At 52.5% G+C, this 18730-nt stretch carries 15 protein-coding genes and 1 pseudogene; 7 read left to right on the forward strand and 9 right to left on the reverse strand.

Going from position 1 to position 18730, the window contains the following annotated elements; all coding sequences use genetic code 11:
- Positions 1-101: 101 nt before the first annotated feature.
- The 3 genes and pseudogenes from ACR0L1_RS06465 to ACR0L1_RS06475 all read left to right on the forward strand — a co-directional run bounded on the left by ACR0L1_RS06465 (position 102) and on the right by ACR0L1_RS06475 (position 2039).
- Positions 102-950, forward strand: coding sequence for a TauD/TfdA dioxygenase family protein (locus ACR0L1_RS06465; RefSeq protein WP_170770091.1), 849 nt, complete (start codon positions 102-104; stop codon positions 948-950).
- Between the two features lie 135 nt (positions 951-1085).
- Positions 1086-1394, forward strand: a pseudogene (locus ACR0L1_RS06470) (alcohol dehydrogenase catalytic domain-containing protein); the annotation flags it as partial.
- 138 nt (positions 1395-1532) lie between these two features.
- Positions 1533-2039 (forward strand): zinc-binding dehydrogenase, encoded by a 507-nt coding sequence (locus ACR0L1_RS06475; protein WP_480502894.1) that lies wholly within the window; start codon positions 1533-1535, stop codon positions 2037-2039.
- Positions 2040-2186: 147 nt separating this feature from the next.
- Here the strand turns inward: ACR0L1_RS06475 and ACR0L1_RS06480 are convergent, their stop codons facing one another.
- Positions 2187-2777, reverse strand: a complete 591-nt coding sequence (locus tag ACR0L1_RS06480) for a hypothetical protein (RefSeq protein ID WP_480857743.1) — start codon at positions 2775-2777, stop codon at positions 2187-2189.
- Positions 2778-2854: 77 nt separating this feature from the next.
- On the opposite strand from ACR0L1_RS06480, the gene ACR0L1_RS06485 reads away from it, so the two are divergent.
- Complete coding sequence (locus tag ACR0L1_RS06485; RefSeq protein ID WP_480857745.1) at positions 2855-3418, forward strand: Crp/Fnr family transcriptional regulator; 564 nt, start codon at positions 2855-2857, stop codon at positions 3416-3418.
- A gap of 236 nt (positions 3419-3654) precedes the next feature.
- Here the strand turns inward: ACR0L1_RS06485 and ACR0L1_RS06490 are convergent, their stop codons facing one another.
- The 4 genes from ACR0L1_RS06490 to ACR0L1_RS06505 form a co-directional block, all read right to left on the reverse strand.
- On the reverse strand, positions 3655-4434 hold the full coding sequence (locus ACR0L1_RS06490) for an IclR family transcriptional regulator (RefSeq protein ID WP_480857747.1): 780 nt from the start codon (positions 4432-4434) through the stop codon (positions 3655-3657).
- Positions 4435-4445: 11 nt separating this feature from the next.
- Positions 4446-5804, reverse strand: a complete 1359-nt coding sequence (locus tag ACR0L1_RS06495) for a TRAP transporter large permease (protein WP_170770085.1) — start codon at positions 5802-5804, stop codon at positions 4446-4448.
- On the reverse strand, positions 5804-6469 hold the full coding sequence (locus tag ACR0L1_RS06500) for a TRAP transporter small permease (protein WP_170770084.1): 666 nt from the start codon (positions 6467-6469) through the stop codon (positions 5804-5806). The genes ACR0L1_RS06495 and ACR0L1_RS06500 overlap by 1 nt, the downstream gene beginning before the upstream one ends.
- Before the next feature lie 67 nt (positions 6470-6536).
- On the reverse strand, positions 6537-7775 hold the full coding sequence (locus ACR0L1_RS06505) for a TRAP transporter substrate-binding protein (RefSeq protein WP_480857749.1): 1239 nt from the start codon (positions 7773-7775) through the stop codon (positions 6537-6539).
- A 107-nt stretch (positions 7776-7882) separates the two neighbouring features.
- Here ACR0L1_RS06505 and ACR0L1_RS06510 point away from each other — a divergent pair, with 107 nt between their 5' ends.
- Positions 7883-9478: a GMC family oxidoreductase gene (locus ACR0L1_RS06510; RefSeq protein ID WP_480857751.1), complete on the forward strand. Its 1596-nt coding sequence runs from the start codon at positions 7883-7885 to the stop codon at positions 9476-9478.
- A 469-nt stretch (positions 9479-9947) separates the two neighbouring features.
- Positions 9948-10427, forward strand: a complete 480-nt coding sequence (locus ACR0L1_RS06515; RefSeq protein WP_480857753.1) for an EamA family transporter — start codon at positions 9948-9950, stop codon at positions 10425-10427.
- Positions 10428-10541: 114 nt separating this feature from the next.
- On the opposite strand, the gene ACR0L1_RS06520 is transcribed toward ACR0L1_RS06515, so the two are convergent.
- The 4 genes from ACR0L1_RS06520 to ACR0L1_RS06535 form a co-directional block, all read right to left on the reverse strand.
- Positions 10542-10901: a group I truncated hemoglobin gene (locus ACR0L1_RS06520; protein WP_170782782.1), complete on the reverse strand. Its 360-nt coding sequence runs from the start codon at positions 10899-10901 to the stop codon at positions 10542-10544.
- Between the two features lie 271 nt (positions 10902-11172).
- Positions 11173-13305 carry a cache domain-containing protein gene (locus tag ACR0L1_RS06525; RefSeq protein ID WP_480857755.1) on the reverse strand — a complete coding sequence of 711 codons (2133 nt, stop codon included), beginning with the start codon at positions 13303-13305 and terminating at the stop codon, positions 11173-11175.
- A 103-nt stretch (positions 13306-13408) separates the two neighbouring features.
- Positions 13409-13882 (reverse strand): phosphate-starvation-inducible PsiE family protein, encoded by a 474-nt coding sequence (locus ACR0L1_RS06530; RefSeq protein WP_068340474.1) that lies wholly within the window; start codon positions 13880-13882, stop codon positions 13409-13411.
- 432 nt (positions 13883-14314) lie between these two features.
- Complete coding sequence (locus ACR0L1_RS06535) at positions 14315-17053, reverse strand: cation-translocating P-type ATPase (protein ID WP_480857757.1); 2739 nt, start codon at positions 17051-17053, stop codon at positions 14315-14317.
- 25 nt (positions 17054-17078) lie between these two features.
- Between ACR0L1_RS06535 and ACR0L1_RS06540 the strand changes: the two genes are divergently transcribed.
- Positions 17079-18728, forward strand: coding sequence for a YfcC family protein (locus ACR0L1_RS06540; protein WP_480857759.1), 1650 nt, complete (start codon positions 17079-17081; stop codon positions 18726-18728).
- Positions 18729-18730: the final 2 nt, after the last annotated feature.

Here is an 18730-nt window from a genome sequence, read left to right on the forward strand (position 1 = left end):
ATTTTTTCACTTATTAGTCAAAGATTTTTCGTTTTTGTTCATTTTTGTTGATGTGTACCATGCACACAGCACGCCTTATGAAACCAAACCCAGAGATGCTTATGGTTGCTCCCAAATCCAACGCCTATACTTCCATCGTCGCCAAACCCTTCGCTCCAAACCTCGGGGCTGAGATCTACGGAGTCGACCTAAGCAGGCCTGTGCCTGACGACCAGTTTGCAGAGATCTGCGACGCTTTTCACACCTACCAGGTGCTGTTCTTCAAAGAGCAGAAGGAAATACCACCTGCGCAGCACATTGAATTTGGGAAACGCTTTGGGCCGCTTCACGCACACCCCGCAGCCCCAACGATGGACGGGTATCCGGAGATTTTCGAAATACATGCAACTAAGAATTCCAAGGTAGCAAACGGTGAGTTCTGGCACTCTGACGTCTCTTGCGATGAGACACCGCCCCTTGGAACTATGCTGCAAATCCATATTGCACCACCCTGTGGCGGGGATACCATGTTCAGTGATATGTATGCGGCCTACGATGATCTTTCAGAACCGATAAAAGATATGATCAACGGGTTATCTGCACTTCATAGTTCCGAGCATATCTACAAAGGCCGCTATAGCGACCGGGGGCAAAAAGACAGCGAAATTGACTGTCCCGAAGCAGTTCATCCGATCGTCAGGACCCATCCGGAAACGGGCCGAAAGTCGCTGTTTGTGAATCGAACATTTACAACAAAGATTTTGGGCTTGTCGGAAAAGGAAAGCGACGCGATCCTCAACATGCTTTTCGAGCATGCGGAACAGATCAACTATCAAATCCGGTTCAGGTGGTCACTTAACGACATGGCCTTTTGGGACAACCGGTGCTGTATGCATCGTGCGATCTGGGACTATTGGCCCGCTGAGAGAAAAGGGCGACGTGTGACCGTGAAAGGCGATAGGCCTGTCTAGACTCGACCGAACCGAATTGCTGGATCAAAGAAACCGAATCTTTAGGAGCGATAAGTGCGAGCTGCAGTCGTAAGAAAGTTTTGTGAAGATCTTTCGATTGAGACGGTCCCGGATCCAACCTGCCCAGACAATGGAGTGGTCCTGGAGGTCGCAGCCTGTGGAGTATGCCGCTCGGATTACCATGGATGGTCTGGCGCGCACCCCAAAGTTCAAAATGGCTCCATCTTAGGGCACGAATATTGTGGAACTGTGGTAGAGGCAGGGCCTCAAGCGAAGCACAGTGTTGGTGACCGCCTCATAGCGCCATTCATCTTGGGTTGCGGCAGCTGCAACGCTTGTCAAACAGGCGTATCAAACACTTGTGCTAACCAAATCGTTCCAGGATTTGGAACGCCAGGTGCCTACGCAGAATATGTCGCTGTGCCGTTTGACCATAACTTGGTTCACTTGCCAGAAACGCTCTCTCCTTCCTTGGCGGCAGGGCTCGGGTGTCGTGTAACCACTGCTTGGCATGCTTTGACAGACCGTGCAGATGTCGCAGCTGGTGAATGGGTGGCTGTCCACGGTACAGGAGGTATTGGCTTGTCCGTTCTTCTATTGGCAAAAATGCTTGGATGCCGAGTTGTCGTAGTGGATGTGGTTGATGAGAAACTTGAGCATGCAAAGCTTAACGGCGCAGACGCTACAGTAAATGCCAGCAAAGAAGACGCCGCAGCAGCGATCCTAGATATCACGGATGGAGGAGCACAGGTTTCCATAGAAGCGCTGGGGATCGAAACAACGACGAACGCATCCTTAGAGTGTCTCGCCATCCTTGGTCGACACGTGCAAATTGGTATGCCTTCGGGCGACGGCCAGATGCAGGTAAACATGCGTGCAATCTATTCCAAACAACTCTCGTTTTTCGGCACTCGTGGTATGCCTTCGTGGAAATACCCACGCCTTCTAGGAATGATCGAGCGTGGCGAAGTAGATATCCAGCCAATGGTCGCCAGAGAGGTCCGATTGGAAGAGGCCAGCAATGAACTTCGCGCAATGAATGGACCAACTTCCCCAGGAACCGCTGTTATCACAAGGTTTCAGCCGTGATCAGCGCAAACGCCTGATAGGTATTTATTCAGTCATTCTCTCTGTCATCGTGCGCCCCTTCGCAAATTCAGATACTCACGCAAACTGGCTGTTCAGGGTAATGCAATGAGCGCCTGCTTTGGGCTCGGTGCAGACGTTCAGCAGAATTCAGTGAGCGTCCGCTGTGCGGACGAAGTCGCCATTGTCCGCCTGGGGACAAAGGTCCGCTTTGGGGAGACGCGCCCAGAGAAACCCAGTCAGAAGCGAAAGCAGTACAGCCGAAGTTGTCAGGGCCGATTTAACAATTGTGGTTGTACTGGCGGCATACACCAGTGCACTTGATACCTCTGGCCAACTCCAAATCATGGCCGCGATTCCAATGTTTTCGAAATAGTCGAACAAGGCGCAGCCAACCGAGAGAATTATGCCAGAGCGAACAAGCTTGCTGTCGGGCATTCGTCGCCCAAACCAGCTAAACGTGGTTATCAAAGTCAGCGCGAGCATAGCCGGGTAAAATGTATCCAGAGAGAGCTGGTAACTGAGATAATACTCGCGCCCTTCCGCTCCTAAGGCTTCAAGAAGCGTCGCGGCGTCTTTGGGATTGTAGCCGAGCGGACGCATGTCGAATGGGACCTGCCCCGAGACAGCTTCGATGTGGGCAAGCGTGACGCTGATCATCAGCACGTAGATGACTAAAGCAATCAACCCGCAGCCAACGGCGGCAAAACCGATGTACCTTGAAAGAATTGTGTGAATCATTTTGGGAACTCCTTGATCTGTGCCAAGGTGCCCTTGGGTGAAGCCACACGCATTATCATTTGATAAGGCAAACCAAGATGGATCTACGGAAATTTCTCGCACAGTCTCCTGACCTGCCTGATATGAGTTTTGCAGACGGTTTTGCGTCTCAGTGGAGAAGTAAGCGTTTGAACAAGGGCGCGCGCCTTGCCCTCCAAGAACAACCTGAATCAGATGAGTTCATTCTTTTAGATGGGTGCCTAGCCATCAGCATTTGTGACCAAGAAGGCAAGGAAGTATGCGTTGGGCTCCATGTAGGTCCTTGCGTTGTCACGCCGAATATCGCGCGAACGCGGGATGGAGTGTCCCTTGTGTCCATCGAGGCAACCAAAGACGCTTCGCTTTATTGGATCAATACTGATCGGCTTACGAACCTGATGATTGAGTCTGAACCAATCCGAAACTGGGCAAATGGTATTCTACGAGACGCATTGAGTGAAAAAGCGGAACGCGAATGGTGTCTCGCCGCTCTTGGCGGGGCGGAGCGGCTGAACTGGTTCCGCCAAGCCTTCCCCAGCTATGAAGACATTTTCTCTCATTCGTTGATAGCATCCTTTTTGGGGATCACGCCCGTTACGATGAGCCGTCTACGCGCTAGGTAGAGAGCAAAAAAGAAGGGCGGAACTCACGATTTGGAAATTCCAACCGACGCCCACGGAAACTTAACTCGGCAATTCGGCTGAACTTTCGGGACTCTCAGAGGCGATATACATTCAAATAACCGACTTTCCTTGAGCCCGCGTAAGCGGGTGAAGGTTGTTGATATCTGGAAAATAGATAGGGGCGCGAACAATACCGGTGTAGGCAAAAAACTTGCTACAGCACTGCGAAGAGCCAATCAGGAACAAAGAAGGTTCGACAACTTATCGGCTCCACCATTCAGGACAGGAAGGAATTCGAGCAACCCTTGCAGTTCATGACGTTGCGTTGGGGCATGAACCGACAAAGTGGCGACCAACCTGCCCGTCTCGTCCTGAATTGGCACGGCAACAGCGGTCATGCCGGACATGAATTCTTCGTCATCCGTCGAATAATTTCTGGCAGAAATCCGGTGCATTTCGGCCCGCAATGCCTCCGGTTCGGTCAGTGTATGCGGCGTCTGGGCGTCCAGCCTTCCAGCGGCCAGATAACCGTCCAGAACTTGTTGCCTAAGCGTCGACAAGTACATCTTGCCGCTAGCGGTGCAGTGAAACGGCACTTGCGTCCCGATCGGCAATTGAATGCGCAAAGGCCACTTTGTCTCGACCCGGTCAAGATAGATCATCCCTTCGCGGTCGGGGATCGCCAGATTGCACGTTTCGCCGATCTCATCCGCCACGCTGCGCAAAATTGCTAGTCGCGCGGTACGAAGATGTTCCGATGACACTGTATTCACGGAAAGCTGGCGCAGGCGAGGCCCCGGTCCGAAAGACCGCCCATCCAGATCGCGCTGCAGAAACCCTTCGGCTTCGGCGGTTTGCAGCAGGCGATGGATCGTCGGTTTTGCCAAGCCCAGAGTTTCGATTAAATCCGATGGCTTTACCGCGACCCCACGCCGGGCGATTTCCTCAAGGATCACCAATAGGCGCAGGTTTGTCGGTATCTGAGTTTCTTTTTCGGGTGCATCAGTATAGGCCATCCCGGTACATTCTAGTTGTTTGGCAGCAGGATCAAGGCCAGATCAGGTACCAGTGACACCAGTATCCAAACTGATAGCAAAGCCACTAGATACGGCACCGTGTAGCGCAACAATCTGAAATAGGGCACGCCGGTCACGCCGGACGCCACGTACAAGTTCAATCCATAGGGCGGGGTGATGAAACCGATGGATGCCCCAACCAGAAAGATCACCGAGAAATGGATTGGATCGACGCCAACAGACGCTGCTATGGGGGCCAGTATCGGGGCAAGAATGATCGTGACAGGTAGGCTTTCCAACACCATGCCGGAAAAGAATACGATCACCATCGAGGTAAACAACACGGCGTGGTACCCGCCCATTGAGGTGACAAAGTCACCGATCGTCTGCTGCGCCCCCAGCAACGACAGGATTTGCTGCATCACGACAGACACGGCAATCAGCGGTGCAAGGATACCAGTGATCTGCGCAGATCGGATCACGATCGAGGGGATCTCGGGGATGGTAAAGCCTTCAACTACGAACATCTCGGCATAGGTTTTCTCAGTCGGCGGAATATTGTTGCGCGCGCCCATGATGCGGTTAATCGGATAGCTGACCAGCCCGGCAATCACACAGAATCCGACAGTCACGCCGGCGGCTTCGGTGGGTGAAAACTTGCCGGTGTAGATGCCCCACAGTACTAGGCCGATGGCAAAGAACCCAAGCCAAGCGCCAAAGGCGGTTTTCAGGATGCGGTTAAGTTGCAACGGGATCAGATAGCCCCAACCGTTGATGCGGCAGATGATCCAACAGGCCAGTTGCATGCCCATCACCATCAGCGCGCCGGGCAGAATGCCGGCCACGAACAGCTCGGAGATTGGCAGGTTCATCAGGAACCCGTAGACGATGAAAATAATCGACGGCGGTATGATGATGCCGACCGTACCACCCGCCGCAGCGGTTGCGGCACTAAAGCGCTCGTCATAACCGCCCTTGACCATTTCCGGGTGCAGCATCGACCCGATCGTCGCGGTGGTTGCCGAGTTTGAGCCGGAAATCGCCGCGAACAACCCGCACGCCCCCAGCGAGGCCATCGCAAGCCCGCCGCGTATCCAGCCCAGACAGGCATAGGCAAAGTCGCTTAGCCGGCGCGCAATACCGGATTTGTTGATCAGGTCACCGGTCAGAATGAACAACGGCATCGCCAACAGGGCGAAGCCCTTGTTGAACACGTTCAAGAGTTCCGCTCCCATATTGTCCAGCGTCAGGCCAAGGACAAAAGAACAGCCGATCACCCAATAGCTGATGACCAGCAGAACCGGCACGCCCAGCATGAACAGAAAAGTGACCCCTATCGAGATCAGAGTTACCCAGGTTCCGTCCGCCATCAGTCCGATCCTATCACCGCCTGCTGAAGCAGTGGCTTACCTGTTTTCCAGTTGTCAAAATCATCTGCCAGGTTCTGAAACACCCGCCCAACCATTAGGAAGAACGACAGCGGCGCGGCCAGAAGGAACCACCATTGCATGATGTTGTCGGTTCCGAGCACGATCTGAAAATTCGAAGCCGAAAGCGCCACCAGACGTGTCGTTGTCACGATGACAATGACTGCGAAAATGAACCAAAGAACAGCGTCCAATATCAGACACGCCAGCTGCGCGCCGCGCGGCATCCCCGTGCGAAATTCAGTAAAGCTCAGATGTGTACGCAGGCGCACGTTGTAAGACGCGCCAAACCAAGCCATCACCATGAACAACAACGGCGGGATGGTCGTCGACCACGGTTCCTGATCGTTGAACACAAACCTGTCAATAACACCCCAAAAGATGATCAGCGCGATGGCCAGATAGGAGTACACCATGACCGAGCGTTCAAGCTGGCGCTCGATGAACGGTACTTTTCGGTAGATCATCATGATTAGCAAACCGCCGAGCGCGGCGACCACCGTTCCGACTACCCAAGCCGCGTCAGACCGCAGTGCGGTTTGAATCTCGAATGAATCCCGGCTGAGTAAGGCGCTGAAAATTGCCCCAATATCTGCCCACAGCGACATGAACCCCGTCCTCCCAGTCGGTGTTTAGTGGAACCGGCCCGCGAAAGGACCGGTTCGTTCAGTTTAATTAGGCAGTGCCCATCCACCAACGGCGGGGTTCGACATTCTCAGGCAGCATATCCGCCGGAATCTCGCGCGCGATGTCGTAGATTTCCTGATAGGTATCGATGCCACCTGCCCAGTTGTTCAGACGCTCACGCCATTGCGCCCAGGGTTCAGGGTTGTAGTTTGGCGCACACATTTCTTCGGCCAATTTGATCTGATCATCAGCCAGGAACGCGGCCCGTACACCGTTTTCGGCAAAGATCGTGTTCGGCAGTTGCGGGTCCGAGAAGCCCACGGTGTTCAGCAACGCAGCCTCGTTCGCACCTTGAATGAGCGCTTGTGTGAAGTACGAGGATTCCATGACGGCATCCTGAAGCTCTCCGCTCAGGCTGTCGAACACTTTTGCTGACATCGAGGTGTGTTCGGTTCCACAGAAGAACTTGAGGTTCACCGACTGCGACACAACTGGGGCCATGTTGGCATAAGCCACGGCAGAGGCCCAAGTCTCGGCCCCATCGATCAGACCAGTTTTCAACGCATCCAACGTCTCTTCCCACGCGACAGGCACTGGGTTCAGGTTCAGCAGCTGCATTGCGATCCGACCAAGTTGTGTGCCGGTCACGCGGTTCTTAGTACCGAACAACTCTTCCAGCTTTGTAACAGTTGGTTTGTCTGCAAAGTTAGAACCCATCTGAAGGCCACGCAGTTCACAATGGGTGAACAAGAACTTCAGCCCATGGCGCTTCTCAAGGGGGTCTCGTAAGATGCGCTGACTGGCGGGGCTGTAAAAGAAATGATACTGCGCTGCGCGGCTGGGGAACATATAGGCATAGTCCAACACGTTCAAATACGGCGCGCCGCCCGCCGAGTTCTGGGTTGAAGCGGCATAGATGTCGACGATTCCCTGCTGAGTCTTCTCGACGCAGCTCAGCTGACCGCAAATCTGGTTGTCGCCGATGAACTCGATGCGAATCTCACCGTCTGTACGCTCTTCGAGGTCGCGCGCGAACTCGATGGCACCGGCCCGTTCGATCAAAAGGTTGCGGGTATTGAAGCCGGCCGCACCGAATTTCAGCGTGTGTTTGGGCTCCTTCGAGAACCTCTTTTCATAATTTGACTCAGCGGCTTGCGCCAGATTGGCGAGGCTCATCGCGCCGCCAAACCCACCAGCTGCCAGCAGAGTCGAGCTCATGCCATAGCGCCCTGCCACACGGAAGAAATCCCGCCGTGAAATGCCACTCAGTTTCTGTCCGATCTCCATTGCTATCCTCCCGTTTCGCAATTATTGAGACGTTTTGTATCAAAAAATGCTAGTATAGTTCTGGCAATTTGCATAGAGTTTTTTGACGACTTTGGGAGGAGACGGTCATGGAAGTGGATTATGCGGTTGTCGGGGCGGGGTCTTCTGGCTGTGTCATTGCCAACCGCCTAAGCGCTGATCCCAACACCAAAGTCGCCCTGCTTGAAGCGGGCGGGCCAGATACGAACCCGTGGATTCACATCCCTGTTGGGTATTTCAAAACCATGCACAACCCGGCGGTCGACTGGTGCTACCGCACCGAACCCGACCCAGGGTTGAACGGTCGTTCCATCGACTGGCCGCGCGGCAAAGTACTGGGTGGATCATCCTCGCTAAACGGTCTCCTTTATGTACGCGGACAAAAAGAGGACTACGACCGCTGGCGCCAAATGGGCAATGTCGGCTGGGGATGGGAAGATTTGCTGCCCCTATTCAAACGCAGCGAAGATCAGGAACGCGGCGAGGATGCCTTTCACGGCACAGGCGGCCCGCTGTCAGTATCGAATATGCGTATACAACGTCCGATCTGCGACGCCTGGGTCGCCGCTGCGCAATCCGCGGGCTATCCGTTCAACCCGGACTACAACGGTGCGGAACAAGAAGGCGTCGGGTATTTTCAACTGACGACGCGCAACGGTCGCAGGTGCAGCGCTGCGGTGGCTTATCTCAAGCCGGTCCGCGACCGCACCAATCTGAATATCATCACCCACGCTATGGTGTCGCACGTCACATTTAACGGCAAAAAAGCGACCGGACTGGAATATCGCGACCGATCTGGAGCTGTGCAGAAAATCACCGTTCGTCGCGAGATCATTCTGTCCGGCGGAGCAATCAACTCGCCGCAGATATTGATGCTATCGGGCATTGGTGATCCCGATCACTTGAAGGATAACGGGATTGAACCGATCCACGCGTTGCCTCGCGTTGGCAAAGGTTTGCAGGATCACCTGCAGGCGCGACTTGTATTCAAATGCAACGAGCCCACGCTGAATGACGAAGTGCGTAGCCTGTTCAATCAGGCCCGGATTGCGCTAAAATATGCGTTGTTCCGCGCAGGTCCCATGACCATGGCCGCTAGCCTTGCCACCGGGTTTCTGAAAACGCGCCCTGAAGTGCAAACGCCCGATATCCAGTTCCACGTCCAGCCGTGGTCGGCGGACAGTCCTGGCGAGGGGGTACACCCGTTTTCTGCCTTTACCATGTCGGTTTGCCAATTGCGCCCGGAAAGCCGAGGCGAGCTGCATTTAAATGGGCCCGATCCATCTGAATATGTCAAAATCTTCCCGAATTACCTGTCTACGGAAACCGACTGCCGGACGATCGTGGACGGTGTGAACATCGCTCGAAGGATTGCACGACATAACCCATTAGCGTCAAAAATTTCGGAAGAGTTCCGGCCTGACGCGCAGCTATCCTGCGATGATTACGAAGGCACACTGGACTGGGCACGGTCGAATTCTGTTTCGATTTACCATCCGACGGGCACTTGCGCGATGGGCGCGTCGGGCGATGCAGTCGTAGACCCCAAACTGAAAGTCAACGGAATAGAAAATCTGCGGGTCGCTGATTGCTCGATCATGCCAGAAATCGTCAGCGGAAACACCAACGCACCTGCGATCATGATCGGTGAAAAGGCGAGCGATTTAATACTTGCGGATGCCTGACCACTCGGCACGTGCGATCACTTCGGACAGGAGCACGGCGACAGCGGGTGGCCCCAACCGAAGCAACTTGGCTGCGCGTCTCAAAGATGTCCGACTGAAAAAGGGATACACTCTAAAGGCTTTGGCCAAGGCATTGGGCGTCGAACACCACACTATGATCAAGCAAATGGAACTTGGCAATGTGGCAGTACCTTCGAACCTATGGGTAACACTTGACGAACCTCTCAATTTGGATCGCTATATCTGGGTGCGTCTTTGAACCCAAGAATAACATCCCGACATGCATTGGTCGCTCTTGGCAACCTGAGCAGCCGGGAAGTAGCGAACTTCTTGGATGCCTTGCACAAGGGACAACTGAAAAACTTGCTGAACCAGCAGAACCAACAACCCAAACCAAAATCCACACCTGAAGACCTGACCTCTGCATGCACAGCGCAAAGCGGATCGATTTGCTGGCTCGCCTGCGTCAGTGGCTGCGGAACATCTACCGACGCTGCTGCTATCCCTTGCCGCCCCATTTGGGTTTGGCTTCGGAATCTGCGTCCTGGTACATAGGTTGTCACGGATTACGCCGTTGGCACGCATCGCGTCAGTTTCTCTGGGGTCTGTACTGGGCCTCGCACCGCTCATCCTGGGTGCTGAGGTTGGAGAGCTTCTCCCAAGGGAACAAACCGATTGGCTTTTCATTGTTGGTATTGGTCTGGTTACTGCTTTCGTGCCCCAGCTTATCTACACGATATGCTCACCTGTCATTGGGGCGTCCCAAACGGCGGTCGTCGGAAGCATCGAATTGCCCACGATGTTTGCCGTGGGATATCTTGCCTTTGGCGAAGCCATCTCTTTACCTCAAGCTTTGGCATGTGCCTTAGTGCTGGGCGCAATCGCGATCACAAGAAGTAGAAAGACGCGCACCGTATCTACCGTGCTCGCAAAATCACCGAAGCGGTAGTACTGGGCTCAAGGAAGACGTTGGTCTAAATTTCGCGAACGACCACCATGCGGGGAAAACAAGCTTTGATTGAAGATTTTGAAGATTGCCGACTCTACGCGGTTGTGGCGAAATTCAGATACCTACAACTTGGTCCTTGAGGCTATATAGAATGTATAAGACCTCTTCTTGTTCCCGTTGGCCGACGTCGTTGGCCTTTAGGGCATTCATGGCGTCGTCCAGAACTGCGACAAACTCATCTCCGCTGATGTTCATGTGCCGATGCGTAGCAACCATATCCTTGCCCGTATAGATCTCAGGCCCGCCAGAACCAGTTATGAAGAAGTCTCCTGCCATTTGTTTGAGGTGCTCCATCTCAGTTCCCGCAAATCGTGCAGCGACAACTGGGTTTTTAGAGTGATTGTCCACCAGAACGTCGACTATTCGCCGAATACCATCCGTTCCTCCCAGACGTTCATATAGCGTCTTTGACATGGTGCCCCCCGTGTCTGGCTCACCTCAAACCTCGATCTCTTGCGAATGCTAGCATGCCGCACTGATTGGCGCCAAATCTATAGCATTTAGGCGATTTTTTCATCGGAATCCATCACCAAATGCGATGTCTTTTTTGAGCTCACAACCGACGAACGCCGTTACCTGAAGCAATGTCCGTTTTTTGGTTAGTCGGATTTGACCGGCCCATTTTGATTGTAAGCGCATCATTGGCCTGAGACCCATCAGGTTGGTTGTTTCATGCGCTGCAAATTCATTTCTTCTCGAAACGGTAAACGCCATCCCAAGCGGCCGGTGGTTTAAACGCGAAACGGCTGCAACGTTCGATAAAGACATCTACAACAAGCTTGTTAGTTGCAATTTCTCGATGCGTCTGGAGGGCTTCTAATGCATCGGCCCATTTTCCAGACTGATACAAGTCATAGCATACACGCCATTCTTCGAGTTCGCGTTTCTTGGCTACGCTTGCCAGAAAGCCACTCTCATCATCTTTTTCCGCGATTAGTTCAAAGATACGACTAGGAAAACTAGTTCCGGCAGGCACAACATGGTCAACTTCGCGCAGCAAAAACATGCTCTCGACATGAACGGCCACATCTGACGACACGAGAATCCTTGTACCGTAAACTTTGTTCAACCCCTCCAGTCTGGAAGCAAAATTTACGGCAGCACCCAGTGCTGTGTATTGCAATCTCGAAAGAGACCCAACGTTGCCGACAACTACGCGACCTGTGTGTAGGCCGAAACGTGTTTGCAACGGACGCAACGGTAACGCTCCATTATCAGAATTGAGACTCGCCTCAGCCTGCAAACACGCCAAAGCTGCTCGGCAAGCGTGAACAGGGTGATCAGCATCATCGAGCGGAGCGTTCCATAGAGCCATAATGGCATCTCCAATGTACTTATCCACTGTACCCTGATTACCAGATATCTCTTTTTCCATTGCTTCGAAATACTCGGACAAAGCAGGCATCAGAACTTCTGGTTCAAGTCCCTCGGTCTGGCGCGTAAACCCTTTAAGGTCGGCGAACATCAGGGTAACGTCGCGCGACTCTCCCCCAACGCTAATTCTCTCTGCTTTTGAAAGGATAGAGCGCACCAGCTCCTTTGGTACGAACGCACCGAAACTCGACACTCCAGCTTTCATACTTGCAATCGCTGTTTCGAGTTCGGCAACTTCCTGAATATTTGATTTCAGGTTCAAGTCCTCACTTAGTTCAAAGTTACTGACTTTTCTTGCTTCAGCTGCCACGCGCACAAGATTTTTGCTCAACAGACGAGCGACAACAAAGGTAAATGCGACGGCCAGGGTCAAAGCAAGTACGCCGAATTGCATAGCACGGGTCGTATTTCTTTTTATGTCTCCGATAAACTCATCTTCCGGCACTATAAGCCCGAGCGTAGGTTGGGCACCGAAGACTTCAGGGATTGGCATCACAGATGCGATATAGCTTCTTCCATCGGATGCTGGAGCTATGCGAAAAAAATCCTGCTGGTTTGCTCGCCACTCATCAATGACACTGTCAATAATTTTGCTACTGCCTTCAATTGACCCATTCGTATTGGAACTCACGAAGCGCGGCTCTCCACATTTGGATCGCGTGCTGGTGTACGAAAGTAGGCGACCTTCGCGATCTAGCATGAAAACCAAACCATGATCGCCAATCCTGATATCGTCTAGGATTTGCGAAAGTGCCGATATTGTTATGTCGAGCGCGACGACGCCAAGCAATTTACCTTCGTTGTCGACCACGGTTTTTGAGAACGTTGCACCCAGACGCCCTGTACTCTCAAACTGATAAAGCGGCGAAACGTAAACGCCGCTTTGCTCCAACGCCCCGCGATACCAAGGGCGCGTTCGAGGATCGTAGACAGTGGTTCCACTAAGAAATGGTGTGGGCAGCGAACTGGCATTGGACCAAAAGTAAGTTTCGACGCGCTCGCCAAATTGCTCGGAAATAATCCGTTGAACGCGATCTACTCCTTCCGGCACTAGCAAAGCGCTCGGTCCAAAGGTTTTCCAGTGTTTTGGCAGGTTAATGTTTTGGAAAAAGTCGCCGGATTTTTCCTCTCCAAAATATAAACCATAGTAGTGCTCATTACCCTGCATCTGCGAATAGAGCACTTCCAAACCTGCACTTGAGCCAGCATACTCCGTAAACCTAGAAAGAAAGACGGACGCAGAAGATACGACATTTCCCGCTCCTCGTATTACGGTTAGCATCTCTTCGACTGACTGATTTCTGGCCTCGGTCATCCGCTCATTCGCGGTACGAATGGCGAGTTCTTTGTTGCCAAAATAGAGAATGGCAACAAGCAATGTTGTTACGGCTAAGGTGAGGAACGTGAATAACGTCGCAACGCCGATATGAAGACGTACTTTCATACCCTCAATTAGTCAAAATGTAGTAATAGATGTCCACCCACTCGTCGCCACACAAATGAGTATCTTGAGTGAATTTCCCCCTGAGGACAGAAAAGTACTGGCACTATTGTTCTTCCTTGGCTTCTTCAGCGCTTTTGGTTCGCCCAAACCGAACGCTAAAGGACGGCATATCGTGAACCAGCCAATAGGCGAGTGAACAAGCAATCACTAGAAGAGCCAAGCCGACCAAATCCAGTCCGCTAGTTTTTTCTGTATCGAGTATAATGACCTTCCGCGCGACGGCCATGAGCGCCGTCGCAACCACTATCTTCACATGGATTACATCGTCACGAAGATAAATTGTGATGTTTACGAATATTTCGATAGCGATTAGCACCGCCATGAAGGCGCCAAAAGTCGCTAATATTTCAGAGATTGTCAGGATGAAGACAGGCTGATTGATTAGTTTCTGATAAAGGGTCCAGGCCACATCCAAGACGCCAAGTAGTATAACCAGAACCATCATTACGGCCAGAATACGGACGGCGAACCGAATTACGACCTGAAGTTTTTCTACAAATGGATCCTTGTGTTCCATTTATCACCTCCCCCTCTTTGCTACTTCAGGATGCCAAGCGGGCGTTCTCTGCGCCACCATCGCTTGCTCCCCAACGGAAATATCCTATGCTATCAGTGTTTCATTTCAGCCGAGCTTACCTCGACGATTTTCAGCGTCACTCTAGCGCCAAATGTCTTTTTTTCCCGCAGGACTGGCTCGCTAGCCCCGTTGAAAAAAATCCGAAATCCACACGGCCAACCACAAAAGAAACCTCGATCTGTTTATGGCGCGACTTGCAATCCGCAGAAGCCGATGACTATTCCTGAGTTCGCTTCAAAACGCGCCGCAAACTAATCCGAGAAGCCTAAAAGATTAAATCCCTCCGTCTACAAGTTTAGTAAGATCCTCCTTTCCAAGTAAAACACGTGACCACTATTTTTGGATTAGCCATTTTAACCACACTCATTCCGCTTAAACGAATTTAAGGTTGAACATTTCCTTTAAGCCAGAAAGCACGAGTGTCGGAAGCGCCGCGACAAAGAACGTTCCCAGCAGATGTGAAAGAGGCAGCGGAACCGTGCCCAGAACGAAATGGCCCGGAGCGGAATAAATTGCCAACAACGATAAAACGATTGAAATGCCAACTGCGCCCAGCAGTATGGTGTTGCCAAGGGGCGACTTACGGTAAAGCGTCGTTGTAGTTCGCGCGTCAAAGACATGCCAAATTTGGGCAAATATGAGGGTCATGAAGGCTGCTGTTTGCGCGTGCTCCAGAGAGGCGCCGCGTTCGAGAAACTCTTGAAATACGTAGTAGGTCAGAAGTCCCAATGCGCTGCCCCTAATCAGAATCCGCTCTTTCATTCCGCCGCCAAACATGTCCTCGTCGCGCGGGCGTGGCGGGCGTCTCATTAGATCCGGCTCGCTTTTTTCAAATCCCAGCGCCAGTGCGGGTAAGCCATCTGAAACCAAGTTCACCCAGAGGATCATAAGCGGTGTGATCGGAAGGAGGGGGTCTGCGCCCATTAGCAGGAAAGCGAAAAGTATAGTGGTAACTTCCGCAACGTTGGCAGTCAGAGCTTGCCGGACGAATTTCAGTAGGTTGTCAAAGATTCTACGGCCCTCACGAACGGCCGTGACAATAGTCGTGAAGTTATCATCCAGAAGAATCAACGCGGCGCTGTCCTTGGCAACCTGTGTCCCGGTAATCCCCATGGCGACACCGATGTCAGCCGCGCGAAGCGCTGGCGCATCGTTCACGCCATCTCCAGTCATCGCGGCCACTTCACCATTGGTCTGAAGTGCTTTGACGATGCGAAGTTTGTGCTCAGGCGTCACGCGCGCAAACACAGCTGCGTTCTTCACGGCGCTATTTAAATCTTCATCTTTCATTTGATCGAGCTCAGCACCCGTGAATACGGCTTGCTGTGAACCCGACAGTACACCGATTTGCTCGGCTATAGCCTTGGCGGTGACGGCGTGATCACCAGTAATCATAACCGTACGGATTCCGGCACCAGTGGCTTCTGCTACGGCATGCGGCACTTCTTGTCGGGGGGGATCCATAATACCATGGATACCAGCGAGCACGATTTCCTGTTCGGGGTTGTCGTGATCCAGTTCGTCTGGGGAAACTTCGCGATACGCCACCGCCAAAGTTCTGAGAGCCCGCTCACCAAAGCTGTCAATGACATCTTCTATATCAGCTCGCAGTTCAGGCGTTATTTGGCGCTCCTCCTCGCCGATGCGGACCTTAACCGCTCGCGACAAAATTACGTCAGGCGCCCCTTTTGCGACCAAAACAGTCCGCCCATCGGGAAGCTGTGCGAAGACGGACATCATTTTTCTTGTTGAATCAAAGGGGAATGATTGAAGAGCCTCGCTCCGACGAGCACTCAATTCTTCGACATCAATTCCTGCCTTTGCCGCAGCGACCAGAAGCGCACCTTCAGTCGGGTTACCTTGCACCGAGGTCTCAGCACCTTCACCAATCAACCGGGCATCGTTGCAAAAAGCGGAGATCATCAGCACAGGCCATAAAGGAGTCCCCTCTTCGACCTTTGTGGCTTCGTTCTTCGAGTCCAGAAATTCACCTGACGTGTCAAAGCCAGCGCCGCTTACCTCCCATGTTTCGCCCCCAGCCCAAATGCGCATTACCTGCATTTGGTTTTGTGTAAGAGTTCCAGTCTTGTCCGAGCAGATAACAGAAGTGGCGCCCAACGTTTCCACCGAAGACAGTTTTCGGGCTAGAGCGTTATTCGAAGCCATGTTCTGAGATCCGAGCGTCAAAAGTATTGTGACGACAGTTGGTAGGCCTTCTGGAATGGCTGCTACTGACAGAGAAATCGCGGTATTTAGCATTTCAGCGAGGTCCATGCCGTTTATAACGCCGATACCAATGACGATAGCCACGACGATAAGGGCCGCGATAATAAGTACCTTCGAAAGTGCTTCGATTTTGAGCTGCAGCGGCGTCTTTGGTTCCTTAGCTGCTGACATCAGATCCGCGATATGGCCAACCTCGGTTCTCATGCCAGTTCCAACCACGACGCCTTCGCCGGTTCCACCAGTGACAAGGGTACTCATGAAACCCATGTTGAGACGGTCGGCAAGAACGACCTCCTGGTCGTTGATCTTGCGATCATGTTTGTCCACAGGTTCGGACTCTCCGGTTAGTGCAGCTTCATCAACCTGCATTCTGTTGGCTTGGAGAAAGCGAATGTCAGCGGCAAGGATATCGCCTGTTTTAACTATCAATATGTCGCCGGGGACCAGATCAGAAGCGGCTATTTGTACCTGGTCACCATCCCTTCTTACCAAAGCCTGAGGTGCTGACATCTCGCGAAGTGCGGCGAGTGATTGTTCTGCCTTGAACTCTTGCCAAAACGAGATGAAGGCATTGAAGATCGCGATCACGAAGATCGCCACGGCGTCGATCCAATGTCCGGTGAAAGCTGAAATAACCGCACCCACCATAAGGATTATTAGGAGTGGGCTCTTAAATTGAACGAGCAGCATTTTCCACGCCGGTTCAGCCTCGGTTTCGGATAGACGGTTCAGACCGTATCGGGAGAGGCGTTCCTTTGCGGTTTCCGAGCTCAAACCGTGTTTAGGATCTACAGCTAGTGTTTCGGTTAACGCAGTTTTCTCGATCACCCAAGGAGCTGTCGGATGTGTTTCTCGGTCATCCGTGGCATGGAAAGCATGCTGCATAGAAGCCCCTTTCATTACAACGTGGGTGCAAATTTTCGCGCAAACACAGCGCGAATCACTGCTAGTCTACTTCCTGCCCTCGATTTTTCACTTTCCATTGAGCCATTTTGGCTCGCCAAAAATTGAAACGAATCTAGATACATGCTCGTTTTTTTGCGTCGCTGTACCTTCAACGCGAGAGTTAGTTATGTCCAAATTCAAGTTTCCTACTGCATTCACAATCTTGTTTGCTCTGATCGCTATTGTCGCGGTGCTAACTTGGGTTATTCCAGCCGGTGAGTATGACCGTCAGATGAACGAAGCTCTGGGCAGCGAAGCTCCTGTTCCGGGCACCTATCACGAAGTCGAGTCTAACCCTCAGGGGCTTACGGCCGTCATCCTGGCCCCGATTGCAGGTATGTATGATCCTGGGCTTCTGGGAAGTTCATCAAGTGCAGCAATTGATGTCGCTATGTTTGTACTGGTCATTGGTGGTTTCCTGATGGTCGTTACCAAAACAGGGGCTATCGATGCTGGCATTGGTTGGTTGCTGCATAGGCTTGAAGGCCGCGAGATTTTAATGATCCCGATTCTGATGATCGCTTTTGCCTTTGGCGGCACAAGCTACGGCATGGCTGAGGAAACACTGGCGTTTTATGCTCTCATAATTCCGGTTTTCATACGCGCGGGATATGATTCACTGACCGGTGTTGCCGTGATCATGCTAGGTGCTGGAATCGGCACTCTTGGCTCGACCTTCAACGCGTTTGCAACAGTCGTAGCTTCGCAAGGCGCTGGTATTCCATTTACGACTGGCATCGTTTTGAGGTTCATTATCCTCATTCTCTGCCTGGCAGCTGGTATCGCTTTTGTCATGAGATACGCAAAGCGAGTAAAGGCCGATCCTTCTGCATCTGTGGTTGCGGATCAAGCCGAGGAAAACAGAAGACATTTTCTCAAAGGGTCGGCCGGCGATGGCGCTTTGCCAGAGTTGACTCGAACCCGTTCCACCATCTTGCTCCTGTTCGGGATTACCTTCGCCATTATGATCTATGGTGTTGTCGCGCTGGGGTGGTGGATGGCCGAAATGTCCGGTCTCTTCCTGGTGATGTCCATCATCGTTTGGTGGGTCGGGAAAGCGGATGAAGGGTCCAGAATGGACGAGGGGACTTTTGTGGAAACCTTCGTTGATGGCGCGCGCGATTTGCTGGGCGTGGCCCTGATCATTGGCGTCGCGCGCGGTGTTGTCGTCATTATGGACGCGGGCAAAATTACCGACACGATCCTTGCTGCAGCCGAGGGGTTTGTCTCGGGGTTGAGCGAGTTTGCCTTTATCAACGCGATGTTTGGCATTCAGATCTTGATGTCATTCCTGGTGCCGTCCTCGTCAGGGCTGGCCACGCTTTCGATGCCGATCATGGCGCCACTGGCAGACTTTGCGGGCGTCGGTCGTGACCTTGTGGTTACAGCGTACCAGTCGGCAAACGGATGGGTGAACCTGTTCAACCCGACATTTGCCGTCGTCATGGGAGGGCTAGCCATTGGCCGCGTGTCATACGACAGGTGGCTACGTTTTGTTTTCCCGCTGCTCGTAATTCTGGCCGTGATCATCTGCGCGGCACTCACCGTTGGGGCCATAACTGATCCGGGGATTGACGGTCCAGCAACCGAGACTTCAGACACAACATCGAACTGAGC

This window comes from Ruegeria sp. J8 (genome assembly GCF_056531925.1).